Source organism: Sporosarcina sp. BI001-red (assembly GCF_003384035.1).
Classification (GTDB): Bacteria; Bacillota; Bacilli; order Bacillales_A; family Planococcaceae; genus Sporosarcina.
Genome location: NZ_QQAK01000009.1, coordinates 62,938 through 81,273 on the forward strand (window position 1 = coordinate 62,938; position 18,336 = coordinate 81,273).

Annotated in this window: 22 protein-coding genes; 12 read left to right on the forward strand and 10 right to left on the reverse strand. The window is 41.9% G+C overall.

Going from position 1 to position 18,336, the window contains the following annotated elements; genetic code table 11:
- Positions 1-150: 150 nt before the first annotated feature.
- Genes DVB69_RS02055 through DVB69_RS02075 form a run of 5 tightly spaced genes read right to left on the reverse strand, consistent with a single transcriptional unit; the run spans position 151 to position 4,484 of the window.
- Positions 151-1,224 (reverse strand): ABC transporter substrate-binding protein, encoded by a 1,074-nt coding sequence (locus DVB69_RS02055; RefSeq protein WP_116016072.1) that lies wholly within the window; start codon positions 1,222-1,224, stop codon positions 151-153.
- Entirely contained in the window at positions 1,221-2,021 is an 801-nt protein-coding gene (locus tag DVB69_RS02060) for an ABC transporter permease (protein ID WP_116016074.1), read from the reverse strand. The genes DVB69_RS02055 and DVB69_RS02060 overlap by 4 nt, the downstream gene beginning before the upstream one ends.
- Entirely contained in the window at positions 2,005-2,832 is an 828-nt protein-coding gene (locus DVB69_RS02065; protein WP_199562789.1) for an ABC transporter permease, read from the reverse strand. The genes DVB69_RS02060 and DVB69_RS02065 overlap by 17 nt, the downstream gene beginning before the upstream one ends.
- Positions 2,822-3,925, reverse strand: a complete 1,104-nt coding sequence (locus tag DVB69_RS02070; protein ID WP_199562790.1) for an ABC transporter ATP-binding protein — start codon at positions 3,923-3,925, stop codon at positions 2,822-2,824. The genes DVB69_RS02065 and DVB69_RS02070 overlap by 11 nt, the downstream gene beginning before the upstream one ends.
- A gap of 16 nt (positions 3,926-3,941) precedes the next feature.
- Complete coding sequence (locus DVB69_RS02075; RefSeq protein ID WP_116016078.1) at positions 3,942-4,484, reverse strand: helix-turn-helix domain-containing protein; 543 nt, start codon at positions 4,482-4,484, stop codon at positions 3,942-3,944.
- A gap of 238 nt (positions 4,485-4,722) precedes the next feature.
- Between DVB69_RS02075 and DVB69_RS02080 the strand changes: the two genes are divergently transcribed.
- From DVB69_RS02080 to DVB69_RS02095, 4 genes are all read left to right on the forward strand, one after another.
- A complete protein-coding gene (locus DVB69_RS02080; RefSeq protein WP_116016080.1) occupies positions 4,723-5,052 on the forward strand; it encodes a hypothetical protein in 330 nt (109 codons plus the stop codon).
- 148 nt (positions 5,053-5,200) lie between these two features.
- The gene (locus tag DVB69_RS02085; protein WP_116016082.1) at positions 5,201-5,743 is read left to right on the forward strand and encodes a peroxiredoxin; all 543 of its coding nucleotides are present in this window, start codon (positions 5,201-5,203) and stop codon (positions 5,741-5,743) included.
- An 80-nt stretch (positions 5,744-5,823) separates the two neighbouring features.
- A complete protein-coding gene (locus DVB69_RS02090; protein ID WP_116016084.1) occupies positions 5,824-6,273 on the forward strand; it encodes a TlpA disulfide reductase family protein in 450 nt (149 codons plus the stop codon).
- 112 nt (positions 6,274-6,385) lie between these two features.
- The gene (locus DVB69_RS02095) at positions 6,386-7,045 is read left to right on the forward strand and encodes a potassium channel family protein (RefSeq protein WP_116016086.1); all 660 of its coding nucleotides are present in this window, start codon (positions 6,386-6,388) and stop codon (positions 7,043-7,045) included.
- A 45-nt stretch (positions 7,046-7,090) separates the two neighbouring features.
- Here the strand turns inward: DVB69_RS02095 and rnjA are convergent, their stop codons facing one another.
- The 3 genes from rnjA to def form a co-directional block, all read right to left on the reverse strand.
- Positions 7,091-8,758 carry a ribonuclease J1 gene (gene rnjA / locus DVB69_RS02100; protein ID WP_116016088.1) on the reverse strand — a complete coding sequence of 556 codons (1,668 nt, stop codon included), beginning with the start codon at positions 8,756-8,758 and terminating at the stop codon, positions 7,091-7,093.
- A gap of 3 nt (positions 8,759-8,761) precedes the next feature.
- Positions 8,762-8,971 carry a DNA-dependent RNA polymerase subunit epsilon gene (locus tag DVB69_RS02105; protein ID WP_116016090.1) on the reverse strand — a complete coding sequence of 70 codons (210 nt, stop codon included), beginning with the start codon at positions 8,969-8,971 and terminating at the stop codon, positions 8,762-8,764.
- A 246-nt stretch (positions 8,972-9,217) separates the two neighbouring features.
- The gene (def, locus tag DVB69_RS02110; RefSeq protein ID WP_116016092.1) at positions 9,218-9,775 is read right to left on the reverse strand and encodes a peptide deformylase; all 558 of its coding nucleotides are present in this window, start codon (positions 9,773-9,775) and stop codon (positions 9,218-9,220) included.
- Between the two features lie 105 nt (positions 9,776-9,880).
- Between def and DVB69_RS02115 the strand changes: the two genes are divergently transcribed.
- The 6 genes from DVB69_RS02115 (at position 9,881) to DVB69_RS02140 (ending at position 16,022) form a co-directional block, all read left to right on the forward strand.
- Positions 9,881-10,519 (forward strand): YkyA family protein, encoded by a 639-nt coding sequence (locus DVB69_RS02115; RefSeq protein ID WP_116016094.1) that lies wholly within the window; start codon positions 9,881-9,883, stop codon positions 10,517-10,519.
- A 213-nt stretch (positions 10,520-10,732) separates the two neighbouring features.
- Positions 10,733-11,848 (forward strand): pyruvate dehydrogenase (acetyl-transferring) E1 component subunit alpha, encoded by a 1,116-nt coding sequence (pdhA, locus tag DVB69_RS02120; protein ID WP_116016096.1) that lies wholly within the window; start codon positions 10,733-10,735, stop codon positions 11,846-11,848.
- 3 nt (positions 11,849-11,851) lie between these two features.
- Entirely contained in the window at positions 11,852-12,829 is a 978-nt protein-coding gene (locus DVB69_RS02125) for an alpha-ketoacid dehydrogenase subunit beta (RefSeq protein WP_116016098.1), read from the forward strand.
- A 36-nt stretch (positions 12,830-12,865) separates the two neighbouring features.
- Positions 12,866-14,254, forward strand: coding sequence for a dihydrolipoamide acetyltransferase family protein (locus tag DVB69_RS02130; RefSeq protein WP_116016100.1), 1,389 nt, complete (start codon positions 12,866-12,868; stop codon positions 14,252-14,254).
- A gap of 4 nt (positions 14,255-14,258) precedes the next feature.
- Positions 14,259-15,671: a dihydrolipoyl dehydrogenase gene (lpdA, locus tag DVB69_RS02135; protein WP_116016102.1), complete on the forward strand. Its 1,413-nt coding sequence runs from the start codon at positions 14,259-14,261 to the stop codon at positions 15,669-15,671.
- Between the two features lie 81 nt (positions 15,672-15,752).
- Positions 15,753-16,022 (forward strand): UPF0223 family protein, encoded by a 270-nt coding sequence (locus DVB69_RS02140; protein WP_116016104.1) that lies wholly within the window; start codon positions 15,753-15,755, stop codon positions 16,020-16,022.
- 110 nt (positions 16,023-16,132) lie between these two features.
- On the opposite strand, the gene DVB69_RS02145 is transcribed toward DVB69_RS02140, so the two are convergent.
- A complete protein-coding gene (locus tag DVB69_RS02145; protein WP_116016106.1) occupies positions 16,133-16,756 on the reverse strand; it encodes a YktB family protein in 624 nt (207 codons plus the stop codon).
- A 153-nt stretch (positions 16,757-16,909) separates the two neighbouring features.
- On the opposite strand from DVB69_RS02145, the gene DVB69_RS02150 reads away from it, so the two are divergent.
- Complete coding sequence (locus DVB69_RS02150) at positions 16,910-17,104, forward strand: hypothetical protein (RefSeq protein WP_116016108.1); 195 nt, start codon at positions 16,910-16,912, stop codon at positions 17,102-17,104.
- Positions 17,105-17,239: 135 nt separating this feature from the next.
- On the forward strand, positions 17,240-18,034 hold the full coding sequence (locus DVB69_RS02155; protein ID WP_116016110.1) for an inositol monophosphatase family protein: 795 nt from the start codon (positions 17,240-17,242) through the stop codon (positions 18,032-18,034).
- A gap of 37 nt (positions 18,035-18,071) precedes the next feature.
- On the opposite strand, the gene DVB69_RS02160 is transcribed toward DVB69_RS02155, so the two are convergent.
- On the reverse strand, positions 18,072-18,257 hold the full coding sequence (locus tag DVB69_RS02160; RefSeq protein WP_116016112.1) for a YlaF family protein: 186 nt from the start codon (positions 18,255-18,257) through the stop codon (positions 18,072-18,074).
- Between the last annotated feature and the right edge of the window lie 79 nt (positions 18,258-18,336).

Below are 18,336 nucleotides of genomic sequence, written 5' to 3' on the forward strand. Positions count from 1 at the left end.
GTGATCATAAAACCATAAAACTACTTACTCCACCTTACCCAAACGCCCGCGTTACATAACTATCGTCCACTCAATCGCCACCTCGCGACCAATCAATCCCTTCCATAAAAAAACAGAAGCGACAATCCGCTTCTGCTGCAACATATCCAATTATTTCATATTCATCTTGAATTCCAAAAACAACTCATTGTACTTACCGAGCATTTCCAACCCAAGATTTTTGTACACTTCTAAGTGATCGCGAGCCGCTTCATCCGGATAATACCTCTCGTCCGTGACCACCTCGGGATCTAAGAGATCCAACGCTTTTTTATTAGGCGTTGAATAGCCAACGTAATCCGCATTTTGAGCAGCAACTTCGGGACGTAACATGAAGTTGATAAATTCATAAGCCCCATCAATGTTTTTCACCGTCTTTGGAATAACGATGTTATCGAACCATAAGTTTGACCCTTCCTTAGGAACTACATAAGTGATGTCTTCATTCTCAGACATCATATCCGCTGCTTGCCCGGACCAGATGAGTGACACGGCTGCTTCGTTATTCATCATCATTTGTGTCACTTCATCCCCGATGACAGCTTTAATATTCGGGCTCAACCTTTTCAGCTTATCTGTCGCTTCACGAAGTTCGTCAATGTTCGTTGAGTTGAGTGAATAGCCAAGTGAATTCAAACTCATACCCATTACTTCGCGCGCACTATCTACAAGGACAGCTTCTTGTTTGAGTGAAGGATCCCATAAATCATCCCAACTCTCAAAAGTTTGACCATTTAACAAAGTTGGATTATAAGCGATTCCTAGTGTTCCCCAAAAATAGGGGATGGAATACGTATTGTCAGGGTCAAAGGGAAGATCCATAAAGTAGGGATCGATATTTTTGATGTTAGGAATCTTGTCGTAATCAAGCGGAACGAGCAAATCTTTTTCTTGCATCATCTCCACCATATACTCGGAAGGGACCGTAATGTCATAAGAAGTCCCGCCTTGCTCGATTTTCCCCATCATTCCCTCGTTAGAATCGAAGGTTTCATAGATGACATTGATACCTGTTTCTTTTTCAAACTGTTTGATGAGATCAGGGTCAATATATTCGCCCCAGTTGTAAACGGTCAGCGTATTTCCTCCGGCTTGTGCTCCGCTTTTAGCAAGTTGTGCATTAATGATCATCAAAATAGCTGCTGTTGCTGCAATTAGAAATGCTCCCCGAATTAACGATTTCATCGTTTCACCCCCGAAGCAGGTGTTTTAGTTCGATTCGTGATGAAATAATAGCCTAAAATCAGAGCAGCTGTAATCACAAAGATGAGACCAGATAATGCATTGATCGTTAACGTAACTCCCGTTCTTGCCATCGAGTAGATTTCAACAGAAAGTGTGGAGAAGCCATTTCCAGTCACGAAGAACGTCACCGCAAAGTCATCCAAGGAATACGTAAGAGCCAAGAAAAATCCTGCGAAAATCCCAGGTTTAATGAATGGCAAAATGACACGAGACATGATTTCCTTACGAGTTGCTCCAAGGTCGAGTGCAGCATCGATCAGTGTCGGACTCATCTCCTGCAATTTCGGCAGCACCATAATGACGACAATCGGAATACTGAACGCAATATGAGAAAGAAGGACAGAAGCAAATCCTAGTTTAACGCCGACTAGTGTAAATAAAATAAGGAAAGAAGCACCGATAATGACGTCAGGACTTACCATGAGAATACTATTCATGGAAAGCATTGCGTTTCGCATCGCTTTGTTCTTCATATAATGAATCGTGATTGCTCCCATCACACCGATTGCCGTAGAAATTAGCGCAGAGAGTAAGGCGACGACAACTGTATTGAGCACGATGATAATAAGACGCTTATCTTCAAACACTGCAGCGTAATGCTCCCATGTGAAGGACTCGAAATGGGACATCGTGCCACCAGAGTTGAACGAATAGAAAATTAAGTAAAAAATCGGTGCATATAAAACAAGAAAGACAGCTGTCAAAAAGATTTTTGGGAGTTTACCGTTTCTTTCCACTTCCAGCCATCCCCCTTTCGTTCGCAGTCGTTAGAAGCAAAATGACTACCATGAATAGAATTAAGAACACGGCAATCGTTGAGCCCATTCCCCAATTTTGAGTAACGAGGAATTGCTGCTCAATGGCTGTACCGAGCGTAATGACTTTGTTTCCTGCAATGAGTCGAGTGATCATGAACAATGAAAGTGCTGGGATGAATACGACTTGAACGCCTGACTTTACACCGTTTAGTGTAAGTGGCCAGATGACACGTCTGAAAGTCGTCCAAGCATTCGCACCTAGATCCCTAGAGGCGTCAATCAGTGCAGGATTTAATTTATCCAACGCATTGAAAATCGGTAAAATCATGAATGGAATGAAGATATAAACAGATACAAACACGAAACTGAAGTCTGTGAACAAAATCTGCTGTTTGCCGATACCTACTGCTTCAAGTAAAGCATTAACCGGTCCATATAAGCCCATTAATCCGATGAACGCATAGGTCTTCAGCAAGAGATTAATCCATGAAGGGATAATAATCAGCAGCAGCCACAACTGCTTATGCTTCAGTTTAGTTAAAAAATAAGCTGTAGGGTATGAGATTAACAATGAGAAAAACGTAATGAGAAAGGCATACCAAAATGAGCTCACTGTCAGTTTTAAATAGACAGACGTGAAAAAGTTTTTATAATTTTCAAACGTGAAATTACCGCTTAAATCGAAAAATGAATAGTACACGATTAGTCCGATTGGGGCAATGACGAAAAGAAGTATCCAAAGAGAGTAAGGTACCATGGACAAACGTAAGCTAGCGCGATTAGTCTTCATCCGCCACACCATACGCTTCAAGTCGCGCATCATAATCTTCTTCAGATTCGTTAAGACGCATGACATGAATGTTTTCCGGGATAAAGTCTAGACCAATTTGCATACCAACTTCCGCTTTTTTAGTTGAATGGACGAGCCATTCGTTGCCATCTTGGTCGTAAGTTGAAATTTCATAGTGAACGCCTCGGAAAAGGGAGGTGTCTACAGTAACCGTAAGTTTCCCAGCATCTACAGGCGTGATTTCAATATCTTCCGGTCGAAGGACGATGTCCACTTTCTCATTAGGTTGGAGTCCAGCATCGGCACATTCAAATCGTTTCCCGTTGAATTCAACTAGGTAGTCTTCAATCATGACACCAGAGACGATATTCGATTCACCGATGAAGTCAGCGACAAACCGGTTGATAGGCTCATCGTAAATATCGATGGGTGTCCCAGACTGCTGGATTTGTCCGGAGTTCATGACGAAAATTTCGTCTGACATTGCGAGTGCTTCTTCCTGATCGTGAGTAACAAAGATGAAAGTCTTTCCTAGACGTTGCTGTAGCTCACGCAGTTCATACTGCATCGCTGAACGCAATTTCAAGTCCAATGCAGAAAGGGGTTCATCTAACAAGATGACTTCCGGATCATTGATGATTGCGCGTGCAATTGCGACCCGTTGACGTTGTCCACCAGACATTTCTGTAATTTCCCGGTTTTCATAACCAGAAAGGTTGACGAACTTAAGTGCTTCTTTCACACGTCGATCCACTTCGGCTTTTTTCACTTTTTTGATGCGTAATCCGAAGGCAACGTTTTCATAGACATTCAAATGAGGGAACAGGGCATAGTCCTGGAAAACTGTGTTCACTTGTCGCTCGTTCGCGGGTGTTTGATTGACAGATTTCCCATTAAAGTAAATGGTCCCTTCAGAAGGCTCTGAAAACCCTGCAATGAGTCGAAGGATCGTTGTTTTCCCGCAGCCGGAAGGACCGAGAAGTGTGTAGAACTTTCCGCGTTCCATTTCAAATGAAACACCATCTAATACAGTTGTGTCTTCGCCGAAGCGTTTGCTGACATTCTCAAAGCGAATGATTGGTTGTGTGGACAATGAGGGTCCCCCTTTTTTATAAATAAGATTCTGTAGCGACAAGTAAGAGCTCACTGTTCCCATCGTGTGCATTTGATATACGGTGCTGGTCTTCTGCAGAATAGTACACTGCGTCCCCCTCACTTGCTGTATAAATGCGAGTCCCTATCTCTATTTCAACGTTCCCCAGAAGAACATAGATAAACGTTTCGGAAAGAGAAGGGGCAAATTGTTTAAGCTCACCTTTACGCGAGAACGTAATATGTACGGGTTCCATTTCATTTTCATTGGATCTAGGAATAAGCCAGCGTATTTTGTAATGCAACTCATCGTTGATATATGTGGTTTGGTGTTCTGGTGAGTAAACGACGGGATCACTCTTCTTGGTTTCGTCAAAAAAGTCTTTTGGAGTTGTACCGAGAACTTCGAGCAAGGAGAAAAGCGTTTCAATAGAAGGAGAATTCAAATCCCGTTCTAATTGAGAAATGTAGCCTTTCGTCAAATCAGTGCGTTCACCGAGCTCTTCTTGAGTGAGTCCGCTTTGTAATCGCAACCGTTTGATTTTGCTGCCGATCTGCATGTGTCTTCCTACTCTCATCAAAGTTTAGTATAGCTGAACTTCAAGTTTACTTTTAGCATCTTTCATTATACAAAAACAACACAGGAAATCAAGGGTGGATTTACACAAACCTAGCAATCATTCCTTAAACAAAACATAATGTTCTTCATGGCGTAGTACACAGCGGGTGATAACGGGCTTTCGTTGTATTATTGCCTGAGGCATAGTAGAATAATACCAAAGAAATGGGGGACTCCGATTGGGCGAGAAAATGCTGTTTTATTTTGACCCGGAAGACCGGCACTGGAATAATTTGATGAAGACTGCACTGAATAACGACATACAAACGGTAACGGATGGTAGTTCCCGTGTGTTTTTATACAATAACGAAACGATTATTGAATGGGCGGACATGGCGGATCACTGTGTGCGTTGTATGGGCTCACTCGTGTACAATGAAGAGTTCGATTCCGTCTACTGTGCCTCTTGTGACGAATGGCGAGAAGTATCATGTGAAGATCCGTCCTGCGACTATTGCGGAGACAGACCCTCAAAGCCTTCGATGTGTTCGGATAGTGAAGAGTCATAATTAATCTTCTTCTCAATTACATGACTTTTTTCGATAATGATTCTTATCTGTGAGTCATTCTAATTGATATTCTGACAAGCATTTGATAAGCTATAGAAGAATTGAGCGGATGAGAATTCCGCCCACAAGATAATTGGAGGGATTTTGAATGGTAGAACGTATGGTTGGTACACAAGCGCCAAGATTCGAAATGGAAGCTGTAATGATGGACAAGTCATTTGGTAAAGTTAGCCTTGAAGAAAACATGAAAAATGATAAGTGGACAGTATTGTTCTTCTATCCAATGGACTTTACATTTGTCTGCCCGACAGAGATTACTGCAATGTCTGATCGTTACGACGAGTTCGAAGACCTTGACGCAGAAATAATCGGTGTTTCTACAGATACGATTCATACACATAAAGCTTGGATCAACACAGACCGTAAAGACAATGGTCTTGGGGATTTGAAATATCCACTTGCTGCTGACACAAACCACGAAGTAGCTCGTAACTATGGTGTTTTGATTGAAGAAGAAGGAATTGCTTTGCGTGGACTTTTCATCGTCAATCCAGAAGGTGAAATGCAATACCAAACAGTATTCCACAACAACATTGGTCGCGATGTAGACGAAACACTTCGTGTACTTCAAGCACTTCAAACTGGTGGTCTTTGCCCAGCGAACTGGCGTCCCGGTCAAGAAACTCTATAATCTCATACAATAAAAATTGATTGAAGTTCCCCGCTAAGATTTTGCAGCGGGGATTTTTATCCAAGAGGAGGAACTAACACATGAAATTACGTGATCAAATGCCAGAACTCGTTGGCGCAACAGCATGGTTGAACGGTGAAGTTACTAAAACTGAACTCGTTGGTGAAAAACCAACACTCATTCACTTTTGGTCAGTGAGCTGTCATATGTGTAAAGAAGCGATGCCAGACGTGAATGCATTCCGGGATAAGTACAAAAACGAATTGAATGTCGTTGCTGTTCACATGCCACGTTCTGAAGATGATGTAGATTTGGAGAACATTAAAGCAGTTGCAGCTGAACACGACATTACACAACCGATTTATGTAGACAGCGAGCTTAAATTGAATGATGCGTTCGAGAATCAGTACGTTCCAGCGTATTACGTATTCGACAAAGATGGTCAGCTTCGTCATTTCCAAGCTGGCGGAAGTGGCATGAAAATGCTTGAAAAGCGTGTAAACCGTGTACTCGATGAAATGAAAAAGTAAGTTTTAAAACCCGACATCCGTTCAACGGACCGTCGGGTTTTCTCGATATTTGAGAGAGTAGCGCTGCTATGGTAAACTTAACGCATTCTTACGTGAATCGGAGAGATGAGAAATGAAAAAGGAATTTGTCGTCATCGGCTTAGGCCGCTTTGGTGGGAGTATCGTGAACGAACTAATTGAATTAGATGCTTCGGTTATGGCGATTGACAAATCTCAAGAGCGAGTGGATGAATATGCTCAAATTGCGACACAAGCAGTTGCAGCGGATACAACCGATGAATCGTCTTTACGATCGCTTGGAATTCGTAATTTTGAGCATGTTGTCGTAGCAATTGGAGAGAATATTCAAGCCAGTATTTTAACAACGCTGATTTTAAAAGAACTTGGCGTGCAAATGATTACTGTGAAAGCTCAAAATGATTATCATGAAAAAGTATTGCGTAAAATCGGTGCAGACCATGTCATTCATCCGGAGCGTGACATGGGACGACGAATTGCGAATCGAATGGTCTCAAACGACATTCTCGATTACTTGGAACTATCCGATGAGTATTCAATTGTGGAAATCCGTGCAAATGAAAAACTGTCTGGTGCAACTCTGATAGACTTGGATATCCGTGCAAAATATGGTGTCAATATTGTCGCGATTAAACGGGAAGATCATATTTTAGTTTCACCTCAAGCGATAGAAGAGATTCGATTGAACGATGTTCTAATTGTTATTGGTTCAGATGTCGATATCCATCGATTCGAGAAAAAAGTATTGCACTAAAAAACAGCCTGACCCGGTTGGTTCCAATCGGGTCAGGCTGTTTTATTATACTTCTAAGATTACTGGTAGAATCATAGGTCTACGTTTTGTTTTGTCATATAGATAAGAGCTGAGAGAATCAATAATTTCACTTTTTAGGACTCCGATATCAGCTGGTCCAGTTGACAATTTTCGGTGCATTTGACGCGTCAGCATATATTGGGCTTCATTGATCATTGCACCGGATTCCCGCATATAGACGAATCCACGTGAAATTAAATCCGGACCTGAAACAACGCGGTTCCGTTTCTTATCAATCGTAGCAACGACAATAACAAGACCGTCTTCGGAAAGATTTTTACGATCACGAAGCACGACATTACCGATATCGCCAATCCCACTACCGTCAATATAGATGTCGCCTGAAGGAACGCGTCCAGCAGGGCGTGCAGTATCCTCAGTCAGTGCAAGGACATCCCCGTTTGACATAATAAAGACATTATCGGGTTCCACGTCACATGCAATGGCGAGTTCTTCATGCATTTTTAACATTCGATATTCACCGTGGATCGGCATGAAGAATTTTGGCTGAATAAGACGCAACATCAGCTTTTGCTCTTCTTGTGAACCGTGACCAGATGTATGGATATTGTTCAGAGCGCCGTGAATGACTTCAGCACCAGCACGGAACAAGGCATTGATAGTTTTGTTTACACTTAACGTATTGCCTGGGATAGGTGAAGACGAGAAGATTACTGTATCACCGGGTTGAATCTGAACTTGGCGGTGTGTGCCGTTAGCGATTCTAGATAATGCAGCCATCGGTTCACCTTGACTGCCTGTACATAAAATCATCACTTCGTTTGCAGGCAAGCGATTAATGCTTTGAGTATCTACGAAGAGATCTTTTGGCGCATCAATGTAGCCAAGTTCACGGCCGATTGTAATCGCATTATCCATGCTACGTCCAAAGATAGCAACTTTCCGTCCATGAATTTGTGCCGCTTCGATCACTTGTTGCAAACGGTGGATATTTGACGCAAACGTTGCGAAAATAACTCGTCCATCCACTTTTCTGAAGATTTCGTTCAGACTATCTCCAACTTTACGTTCTGACATCGTAAAGTTTGGAACTTCAGCGTTGGTACTATCAGAGAGGAGGCAAAGAACACCTTCGCTTCCGATTTTAGCCATTTTCGCGAGATTAGCAGGTTCTCCAACAGGGGTGAAGTCGAATTTAAAGTCACCTGTGTGCACGATGTTGCCTGAAGGAGTTTTTACAACGACACCATACGCATCAGGGATACTATGCGTCGTGCGGAAGAATGATACAGCTGTTTTTCGGAATTTGAAAACATCATCCTCACCAAACTCGATAAGCTTCGTTGAACGAACGAGACCATGTTCTTCAAGTTTGTTGCGTAACAATCCAAGCGCTAATTTACCACCGTAAACAGGCATATTCACCTGTTTCAATAAGTAGGGAATCCCACCGATGTGGTCTTCGTGACCATGCGTGATGAATAGTCCCTTGATTTTATCGGCATTACGCTTCAAATATGTGTAATCAGGAATGACGTAGTCGATTCCAAGTAAATCATCTTCTGGAAATTTGATACCTGCGTCAATTATGATGATTTCATCTTGAAATTGAACAGCATACGTATTCTTACCGATTTCACCTAGTCCGCCTAAGGCGAAAACGGCAGTTTCATTATTCTTAATAGATTTCATGCATTACACCTGCTCAAGCTCGAAGTGTTCAGAAGCCTGCTCGTATTCGAGATGCTCCCCTTCAAGTTGTTGGATGAGTTCGATGTTGTAATGGCGATTTTGTAACTTTTTACGCACTTCACGTTGAGTTTCTGCTTCTACATACATCGTTTGTGTATTTTCGCGGACAGGTACTTGTACCTTGGTTTCTTGGTAATAAACTTTAAAGATCATATTGTGCTCTCCTTTTTAAAAACGTTCGATTTTTGGACTGATACTTTTAATAGTACCACGTCATTCAGGGAAAATAAAGAAAAGCCCACCTTATAAAGGGTGGGCGTATAAACGTTATGCAATTGACTTTTTCCCGAGGATGCCATTCAGCCGTTTCAACAATTTACGTTTCAGGCGCCTATACATGGCGATATCACTCCTTGTTAAAGAAGTATAACGTATTCTGAACTTTCTGTCAAGTTAAAATTACTCTCTTTCAAAAGGAGAAGCATCTGGAATTTCTTTATATGGATCTTTCGGATCGATGTGATCGTAAAACATAATTCCATTTAAGTGATCAAGTTCATGCTGAAATGCAATGGCAGGTAAACCTTTTAATCGTTTTTTGAATTCGTTTCCTTCTGCATCGAATGCTTTTATCGTAATTCGTGCATATCTTGGTACGAACCCTTCTACTTCGCGATCGACAGATAGGCAGCCCTCGCCAGTTGCTAAATACAATTTCTCAACTGAATGACTAACAATTCTTGGGTTGATCGCAATGAGACTAAGATCTTTATCCTCCTCTTGTTCAATGTGCAAAGCGAACATTCGCTTAGGTTCATTCACCTGAGGCGCAGCTAAGCCAATCCCAGCACGCAAGTCGTATTTTTCAGCAATGGCATCATCTTGGCTGTTTATGACATATTCTAGTAAGTCAGATGCGAGCTGTTTGTCTTCAGTAGTTAGAGGGAACGTAACCTCTTCAGAGCGTTTTCGAAGAGTTGGATGGCCTTCGCGTATAATATCATTCATTAAAATCATGATTGGTATCTCCTTTTCGTTTTAGTGCCTATTCTTAGTATAATGGAAGTATGAAACGGGTGAAAGGATTTAATGCTAACCTAGAAAATTGATAGGAGGGATACAGTGCGGAAGTTAGTTTTGATAATCCCGATGTGTTTACTTCTTTTGGTCGGTGGATGCACAGAAGAAAAAGATGAGATGCAAAGGGAGTTAGGCAGTGTGCTAACTGATATCCATGAGTACGAGAACAAAGTTGGGGAATATGAAAACCAACTGGCGAGTCTAGAGAAAAAAGAACAGATCTTGTTTGATAAAACAGTGGATTTCAGTATTGAAGAACGCGAACTCATTGAAAGCGGAGTTTCCCGGCTTGAAAATTACCTTGAAGAGAGACGACAATTAATAGATGAAGAACAAGAAGTTATCGCTGGAGGAGAGGAAACGGCCAAACGACTTACTTCGCTTCCAGATGTAACTAGTGAGGAAGGAACACAGTCAGTATTAACGTTAAAAACTGCCTTGACCAAGAGATATGAACTTCACAATGAAGTCATTGGTTTATACAAAGATTTAATGGACAGCCAAGGTGTTGTATATGAACTTCTGATTGAGGAAAATGTTAAACGGGTAGAATTAGAAGAGGCGACGGCTACGGTCAACGAACAACGAGCTAAACTGGAAGATGCAATCCAAGTGTTTAACCAATCTACATTGGAAGTGAATAGTGCTTTGAAAGAAACTCAACAAGTAGAATCAGAGTGAAAACCTCTATTAGACTCTATTATAATACAGATTACTGGTTGTACTAATACAGCGGAAGCATGTACGTCCAACTTTATTGGGTACGCATACAAACTATATGCTTCATGGATTGACCGTTCCTTTACCTTTGCGTATACTGAGTGTGAAAGAATTATTGTATCAATAGAATGTCGTGGTTTACCTAATACAGTTAAGAGAAGGAGAGTTGCCGAAATGGCTGCAGAAAAGAACAAGCAGTTCGATCCAACAGGCGTTTTGCATGAGATCGAAGAAAAGTTTGAAATGTTCCAGATTCTGAACGAGGACGGTAAAATTGTAAATAAGGAATCTGACCCTAAATTATCTGACGAAGAATTGACAGATCTGATGGAACGTATGGTGTATACACGTATACTCGACCAGCGTTCAATTGCGTTGAATCGCCAAGGTCGTCTTGGTTTTTATGCGCCTACAGCTGGACAAGAGGCATCACAACTTGCATCTCATTTCGCGTTAGAAAAAGATGATTTCATCCTACCGGGATATCGTGATGTTCCTCAACTAATTTTCCATGGTTTGCCACTACATATGGCGTTCCTTTGGTCACGTGGTCATTTCTTAGGAAGCGAAATTCCTGATGGTCTTAACATATTCCCACCACAAATTATCATTGGTGCACAATATGTACAAGCAGCGGGAGTTGCACTCGGTTTCCAAAAACGCGGAACTAAAAACGTAGTAATGACATACACAGGTGATGGCGGTACATCACAAGGAGATTTCTACGAAGGTCTTAACTTTGCAGGTGCATTCCGTTCACCAGCCATTTTTGTTGTTCAAAACAACCAATTTGCAATTTCAACTCCGCGTGAAGTACAAACAGCTGCAAAGACACTCGCACAAAAAGGGATTGCGGCAGGAATTCCAAGTGTTCTTGTAGATGGAATGGATCCGTTGGCAGTATATGTGGCTACAAAAGATGCACGTGAACGCGCTGTGAAAGGTGACGGGCCTACACTAATTGAAACAATGTGTTACCGCTATGGACCTCATACGATGGCTGGAGACGATCCAACACGTTACCGGACATCTGATATTGATAGCGAATGGGAAAAGCGTGACCCAATCGTTCGTTTCCGTACGTATTTAGAAGGAAAAAAACTATGGAACGAAGAGAAAGAGAACGAAGTGATTGAACGTGCAAAACAAGAAATTAAAGATGCAATCAAACAGGCCGATCAGGCACCCAAACAAAAAGTGACTGATTTCCTTAAAAATATGTATGCAGGCGATATGCCTTATAACGTACAAGAACAGTTTGACATCTACACGGAAAAGGAGTCGAAATAACCGATGGCACAATTGACTATGATCCAGGCAATTACCGATGCAATGCGCACGGAATTGAAAAATGATGAAAACGTGCTCGTGTTCGGTGAGGACGTTGGTAAAAACGGCGGCGTTTTCCGAGCAACTGAAGGTCTTCAAAAGGAATTCGGAGAAGAACGGGTATTTGATACTCCACTAGCTGAGTCAGGTATTGGTGGTCTTGCAATCGGTCTTGCATTGACAGGCTATCGTCCTGTTATGGAACTGCAGTTCTTCGGTTTCCTATTCGAAGTTATGGACTCGGTAAGCGGTCAAGCTGCACGTATGTCTTTCCGCAGTGCAGGTAAATTAAATGCTCCAATTACAATCCGTTCTCCATTTGGCGGGGGAGTGGCTACACCAGAAATGCACGCAGACAGTCTGGAAGGACTTGTTGCTGCGCAGCCTGGATTAAAAGTAGTTATCCCATCAACGCCATATGACGCAAAAGGTCTTCTGATCTCTGCAATCAAAGATGAGAACCCTGTCATCTTCTTAGAGCATATGAAACTGTATCGTTCGTTCCGTCAAGAAGTACCTGAAGAAGAATACACAATTCCTTTAGGTAAAGCAGATGTGAAGCGTGAAGGAACTGATTTGTCCATCATCACATACGGTGCAATGGTACAAGAAAGCTTAAAAGCAGCGGAAACACTTGAAAAAGATGGTCACTCTGTTGAAGTTATCGATTTACGTACAATTCAACCATTAGACGTTGAGACAATAATTGCATCTGTTGAGAAGACAAACCGCGCCATCGTTGTACAAGAAGCTCAGCGTCAAGCAGGAATTGCTGCAAATGTCGTTTCTGAAATTATGGAGCGCGCAGTCTTAAGCCTTGAGGCACCAGTACTACGTGTAACTGCTCCGGATACAATTTATCCGTTTGCACAAGGTGAAAACACGTGGCTTCCAAAAGCGGATGACATTGTTGCAACTGCGAAAAAAGTACTTGAATTTTAAAAGCCAGTCAAATGGACTGAGGAGAGGGTGGATCACGTGGCATATCACTTCCGTTTACCAGATATCGGAGAAGGAATTCATGAAGGTGAAATCGTAAAGTGGTTCGTATCTAAAGGCGATACTATTAACGAAGATGATACACTTCTTGAAGTACAAAACGACAAATCTGTCGTGGAAATCCCTTCACCTGTGTCAGGAACAATAGAAGAAATACTTGTAAGTGAAGGAACTGTAGCAATCGTGGGAGATAAATTGATTCGAATTGATTCTCCAGACCACGAAGATGAGGTAGAAGAGGAAACTCCTGTCGAAGAAAAACAGGAAGCAAAATCTGAAACTCAAGTTCAAGCAACTGCCGAAAAAGGACAGTCTATAGATAAAAAAGAAGCACCAAAAGATGCGGCAGGTACTGCAACAGAAGCAACTCCTGAACCTAAAGGAGAAGCGACGAGTAAGGACGTGGATCCGAACCGCCGAATCATCGCGATGCCTTCAGTGCGTAAGTTTGCTCGCGAAGAAGGCGTGGACATTCGCCAGGTTGCAGGTTCAGGTAAAAATGGTCGTGTCATGAAAGAAGACATTGAGTCATTTAAATCTGGCGGTAGCAAAACGACTCAAAACGAAGCTCAAGAAGAGAACGTTTCAGCTGGAGCTCAAGAAGGACAGCAAGCAGAGACAGCACAAACAGAGCAGCCTCAACCTATTGAAGTTCCTGAAGGCGACTTCCCTGAAACACGCGAAAAACTTTCTAACATACGTAAAGTGATTGCGAAGGCGATGGTGAACTCTAAGCGTACTGCTCCGCACGTCACACTTCTTGACGAGGTGGATGTGACGGAATTGGTTGCACACCGTAAGAAGTTCAAGGAAATCGCTGCAGAACAAGATATTAAGTTGACGTACTTGCCTTATGTAGTGAAGGCACTCGTTTCAACATTACGCAACTTCCCTGAATTGAATACATCACTTGACGATGCTACTGAAGAATTGATCCAGAAGCATTATTACAATATCGGGATTGCAGCGGATACGGATCGCGGACTTCTTGTACCAGTGATTAAACATGCAGATCGCAAATCGATGTTTGCAATTTCAAAAGAAATTTCTGATCTCGGTGGAAAAGCTCGAGATGGTAAACTAGCTGCTTCAGAAATGAAGGGCGCGTCTTGCTCGATTACTAACATCGGTTCTGCAGGCGGTCAGTGGTTTACACCAATTATTAATCATCCGGAAGTAGCGATTCTTGGTATTGGTCGCATTTCAGAAAAACCAGTAGTAAAAAATGGTGAAATCGTTGCGGCACCTATGTTAGCATTGTCATTAGTGTTTGATCATCGAGTAATCGATGGAGCGACGGGGCAACAAGCGTTGAATCACCTTAAACACTTGCTAGGAAATCCAGAACTTTTATTAATGGAGGCGTAAACATATGGTAGTAGGAGACTTTCCAATTGAAACAGATACGCTCGTAGTCGGTTCAGGTCCTGGAGGATATGTAGCAGCAATCCGTGCTGCACAACTCGGACAAAAAGTGACGATTGTAGAGAAGAATACGATCGGTGGTGTTTGTCTGAACGTTGGTTGTATCCCTTCGAAAGCGCTCATTTCTGTCGGACATCGTTTTGTAGGTGCCCAAGACGCTGGGGATATGGGAATTACTGCATCAGACGTAAAACTCGATTTCTCTAAAGCAATGGCATTCAAAGAAAGCGTTGTGAAGAAGCTTACTGGCGGTGTTGAAGGACTCCTTAAAGGGAACAAAGTCGATATCGTCAAAGGTGAAGCGTACTTTGTCGATGCCAACACAGCACGTGTGATGGACGACAAATCTGCACAAACGTATAAATTTAAAAATGTAATTTTAGCAACTGGAGCACGTCCTGTTGAGATTCCGAACTTCAAATTCTCTAAACGAGTGATCAATTCTACAGGTGCTCTTGAGTTAAAAGAGCTTCCTAAGAAATTGGTGGTAATCGGTGGAGGATATATCGGTACTGAGCTTGGTTCTGCTTATGCAAACTTAGGTTCTGAAGTTACGATTATCGAAGGTGGAGACGATATCCTCTCAGGCTTCGAAAAGCAAATGACACAACTTGTTAAAAAAGGATTGAAGAAAAAAGGCGTTGAGGTTGTTGTGAAAGCAACAGCTAAAGGTGCCGAAGCAACAGATTCTGGCGTGAAAGTAACGTATGAAGTGAAAGGCGAAGAAAAAACCGTTGAAGCTGATTACGTGCTTGTAACTGTAGGACGCCGTCCAAATACAGATGAGATGGGACTTGAAGAACTCGGCTTGAAGTTTGAAGAGCGTGGACTTCTAAGTGTAGATAAGCAATGTCGTACAAGCATCTCAAATATTTACGCAATCGGGGATATCGTTCCTGGTTTACAGCTTGCACATAAAGCATCTTACGAAGGTAAGATTGCTGCTGAAGCGATTGCTGGTGAAAAATCAGAAGTCGATTACTTGGCGATTCCTGCAGTATGCTTCACAGATCCAGAACTTGCAACTGTCGGTCTAAACGAGAGTCTTGCAAAAGAGGAAGGCTATGAAGTAGCAGTAGGCAAATTCCCATTCGGTGCGAATGGCCGTGCGCTTGCATTAAATGCTCCTGATGGCTTCGTGAAGCTTATTGCGCGCAAAGAAGACGGATTATTACTTGGGGCTCAAATTGCTGGTGAGAACGCTTCTGATATGATCGCTGAAATGGCAGTCGCTATTGAAAGTGGCATGACATTAGAAGATGTCTCTATGACAATTCACGCGCACCCTACATTGGGAGAAATTTCAATGGAAGCAGCAGAAGTAGCTCTTGGTAAACCGATTCATATTCTTTCTAAATAAGAAATGGGAAATCCTATCTGACGTTCGTCGGATAGGTTTTTCCTTTTTCGTATAAACTAATTAGGACGGGAGGGAAAGTAGATGGAGTATAGTTACCCACTACGTGCAGATTGGTCAACAGAAGAAATTATGACCGTAACTGGTTTTTTTACTTGTATTGAAAAGGCGTTTGAGCAAGGAATCGGCCGCGATGAACTGCTGAATGCGTATAATGCGTTCAAGAAGGTTGTCCCTTCAATGGCTGAAGAGAAAACGTTGTTTAAAGAATTTAAAGACGCCAGTAGTTATGAATGCTATAAAGTAGTGAAGCGTGCGAAAGAAGGAGTAAGTGGAGACGTTATTAAGGGGTAAGCAGAAGCGTGAAATATAGTAGTACTTGTTTCTTCTTTCGGCAATCAAAAAAAGATTCCAGTGAATCGCTCAATAGTCGAGCTACTGGAATCTTTTTTTGTTGACCTTTATTATCCAATCACCCGATCATATACAGGTAAAAGTTTTTCGAACGTTTCTTCCGTGTACGATAAAAACTCTTTTTCAGACATTGCTACGGCTTGTTTACGGTCAAGATGACGGCCAACGAGGAATTCGGCTTTCTTTACGTCTCGAAGACGCTCGAGTAGATCGACTAAACCAACATTACCCGTTTCTCGAATCGCATTCACATCTGGCTTCATGTGATCTCCCGAAACAATATAATCTTCAGGAAGTGATGTCAAAATGGTCAAATCTTTTTGCAAACGCTCTGAGATTCCTTTTTTATCGGGATTTTCGTAAATAATAGCAAGAATGATGAATAAATGTGTACCCCAAAGACCAATCTGAAAGTGAGGAAGCGCTTTATACCCTCTTTTCGCAGGAGCGAATGCAACCCAGCTGTCTGACGGTGGATTCACAGATCGTCTTGCGTGCTTTGCAACGTGAGGATAGAATTCACCTTTTCCATGTGCAGATAACAACGGAGCGAATAGATCACCTAACTTCGTGAACTTAGGCTGGATACGTTCTTGTAATGCGGTCATCCGTGCATCCAATCCATCTACTTCGAAAACAGAAAAATCGTTCTCTGTCCAAAATGTTTTTGTCAATTTTCTGACCCCTCTCTTTTTTCTACGTTTATTGGGAAGAACTTTAGGGAATAATTGAAGACAAGAGGACAAAACATCTAGCTGTCCAACTGATTCCCGCATATCTTATGGTAACAGGAAATTGCACATACTTTCAAAAAAGGGGTGTTTTCGATGAAACAAATCGTTCATGTTATTCGTAAAGCAGATGTTGAAAAAGAATTCCTAAAAGTATTGAATCTAGAGTTGGATTATGAATTAGCGACTCTTCATGACGCATTGAATGAAGAAGACTCTAAGCAGATTGCAAAAAGCAAAAAGAGGTTGACTGAAATTCATAATGAGTTGGAGAAGTTGAATGGCTTTTAACGTAGTCACAATACGAAATTATTAGCAAGGCTGTTGGTCATTGTTCTCTTCAGGGAGACCATGCACTGGAGCCTTTTTTGTTTGGCTCCGTATAGCTATGCTATACTTAGTGGAGATGAACTGGAGGGATTTGAGATGAACTGGGGCGTACTTGACCGTTATGCAAAATCATTGATTAAAGAAGCGGGTCAACACATAAAACATTCTTTTTCTACCGAAATTGTAGTTAGCTCGAAGTCATCAGCTAACGATCTTGTCACGAATATTGACCGTGAAATTGAACAATTTTTCATTAAACGCATTCATAGAGACTTTCCCAATCATCGAATTATGGGGGAGGAAGGTTTTGGGGATGACATTCAGTCGCTGGATGGGGTCATTTGGTTTTTAGACCCAATAGACGGAACAATGAATTTTGTCCATCAAAAACGAAATTTCGCTATTTCTTTAGGGATTTATATTGATGGAATCGGGATGCTTGGTTATGTTTACGATGTCATGGCGGATGATTTATACTCGGCTATGAAGGATGAAGGTGCCTATCTAAATGATATTCGACTTCCGAAATTAATGGACACGACAATCGAAGAAGCAATTGTCGGTGTGAATGCAAGCTGGGTCGCGCCGAATCGATATGTAGATCATGATCCCATAATAGACCTGGTCAACAAATGCAGAGGGACACGCTCCTATGGATCTGCAGCGCTCGAACTGATACATGTAGCAACAGGAAGAGTGGATGTGTACATGTCGATGAGATTGTCACCGTGGGATGTGGCGGGTGGGATGATCATTGCAAACGAAGTAGGGGCGATTTCCTCTACAATGAGCGGACAGCAACCAGGAATGCTTCAGTCAGAGACTTTCATGGTCGCAAATGCGAGTGTCCACACGCAACTTCTTGAAGAATTCATTGTATTAAAAAAGTGAAGTATCATTAGATTACCTAACGATCTTCACTCATCTATTAAAGAAGTCCTTGTTCGCGCAACTTCTTTTTTGTTTTAAATCCATTCCCCATGATCAAAACCAGAGAAACGATAGCTGCAATCGCCAACAAAAAACTTTTTACGCCAACCGCAATTCCGATCATAAACATTGATAGAACGGCTCCTAGAGCGTATAAAACGAACACCCATTTGACATTTTTCAAAAAAATACGCCTCCTGATAAAGTAAATCGTTTTTTCTCGAAGTATCTTGTGCTATAATAACACAGTTAATCAACCGAAT

Coding starts and splice junctions, on each gene's coding strand:
- DVB69_RS02090 (WP_116016084.1), top strand. CDS start 5,824: ATGAAATTACGTGATCAAATGCCAGAACTCGTTGGCGCAACAGCATGG.
- pdhA (WP_116016096.1), top strand. CDS start 10,733: ATGGCTGCAGAAAAGAACAAGCAGTTCGATCCAACAGGCGTTTTGCAT.
- DVB69_RS02085 (WP_116016082.1), top strand. CDS start 5,201: ATGGTAGAACGTATGGTTGGTACACAAGCGCCAAGATTCGAAATGGAA.
- DVB69_RS02155 (WP_116016110.1), top strand. CDS start 17,240: ATGAACTGGGGCGTACTTGACCGTTATGCAAAATCATTGATTAAAGAA.
- DVB69_RS02140 (WP_116016104.1), top strand. CDS start 15,753: ATGGAGTATAGTTACCCACTACGTGCAGATTGGTCAACAGAAGAAATT.
- DVB69_RS02065 (WP_199562789.1), bottom strand. CDS start 2,832: ATGAAGACTAATCGCGCTAGCTTACGTTTGTCCATGGTACCTTACTCT.
- DVB69_RS02105 (WP_116016090.1), bottom strand. CDS start 8,971: ATGATCTTTAAAGTTTATTACCAAGAAACCAAGGTACAAGTACCTGTC.
- rnjA (WP_116016088.1), bottom strand. CDS start 8,758: ATGAAATCTATTAAGAATAATGAAACTGCCGTTTTCGCCTTAGGCGGA.
- DVB69_RS02125 (WP_116016098.1), top strand. CDS start 11,852: ATGGCACAATTGACTATGATCCAGGCAATTACCGATGCAATGCGCACG.
- def (WP_116016092.1), bottom strand. CDS start 9,775: ATGATTTTAATGAATGATATTATACGCGAAGGCCATCCAACTCTTCGA.
- DVB69_RS02095 (WP_116016086.1), top strand. CDS start 6,386: ATGAAAAAGGAATTTGTCGTCATCGGCTTAGGCCGCTTTGGTGGGAGT.
- DVB69_RS02075 (WP_116016078.1), bottom strand. CDS start 4,484: ATGCAGATCGGCAGCAAAATCAAACGGTTGCGATTACAAAGCGGACTC.
- lpdA (WP_116016102.1), top strand. CDS start 14,259: ATGGTAGTAGGAGACTTTCCAATTGAAACAGATACGCTCGTAGTCGGT.
- DVB69_RS02055 (WP_116016072.1), bottom strand. CDS start 1,224: ATGAAATCGTTAATTCGGGGAGCATTTCTAATTGCAGCAACAGCAGCT.
- DVB69_RS02150 (WP_116016108.1), top strand. CDS start 16,910: ATGAAACAAATCGTTCATGTTATTCGTAAAGCAGATGTTGAAAAAGAA.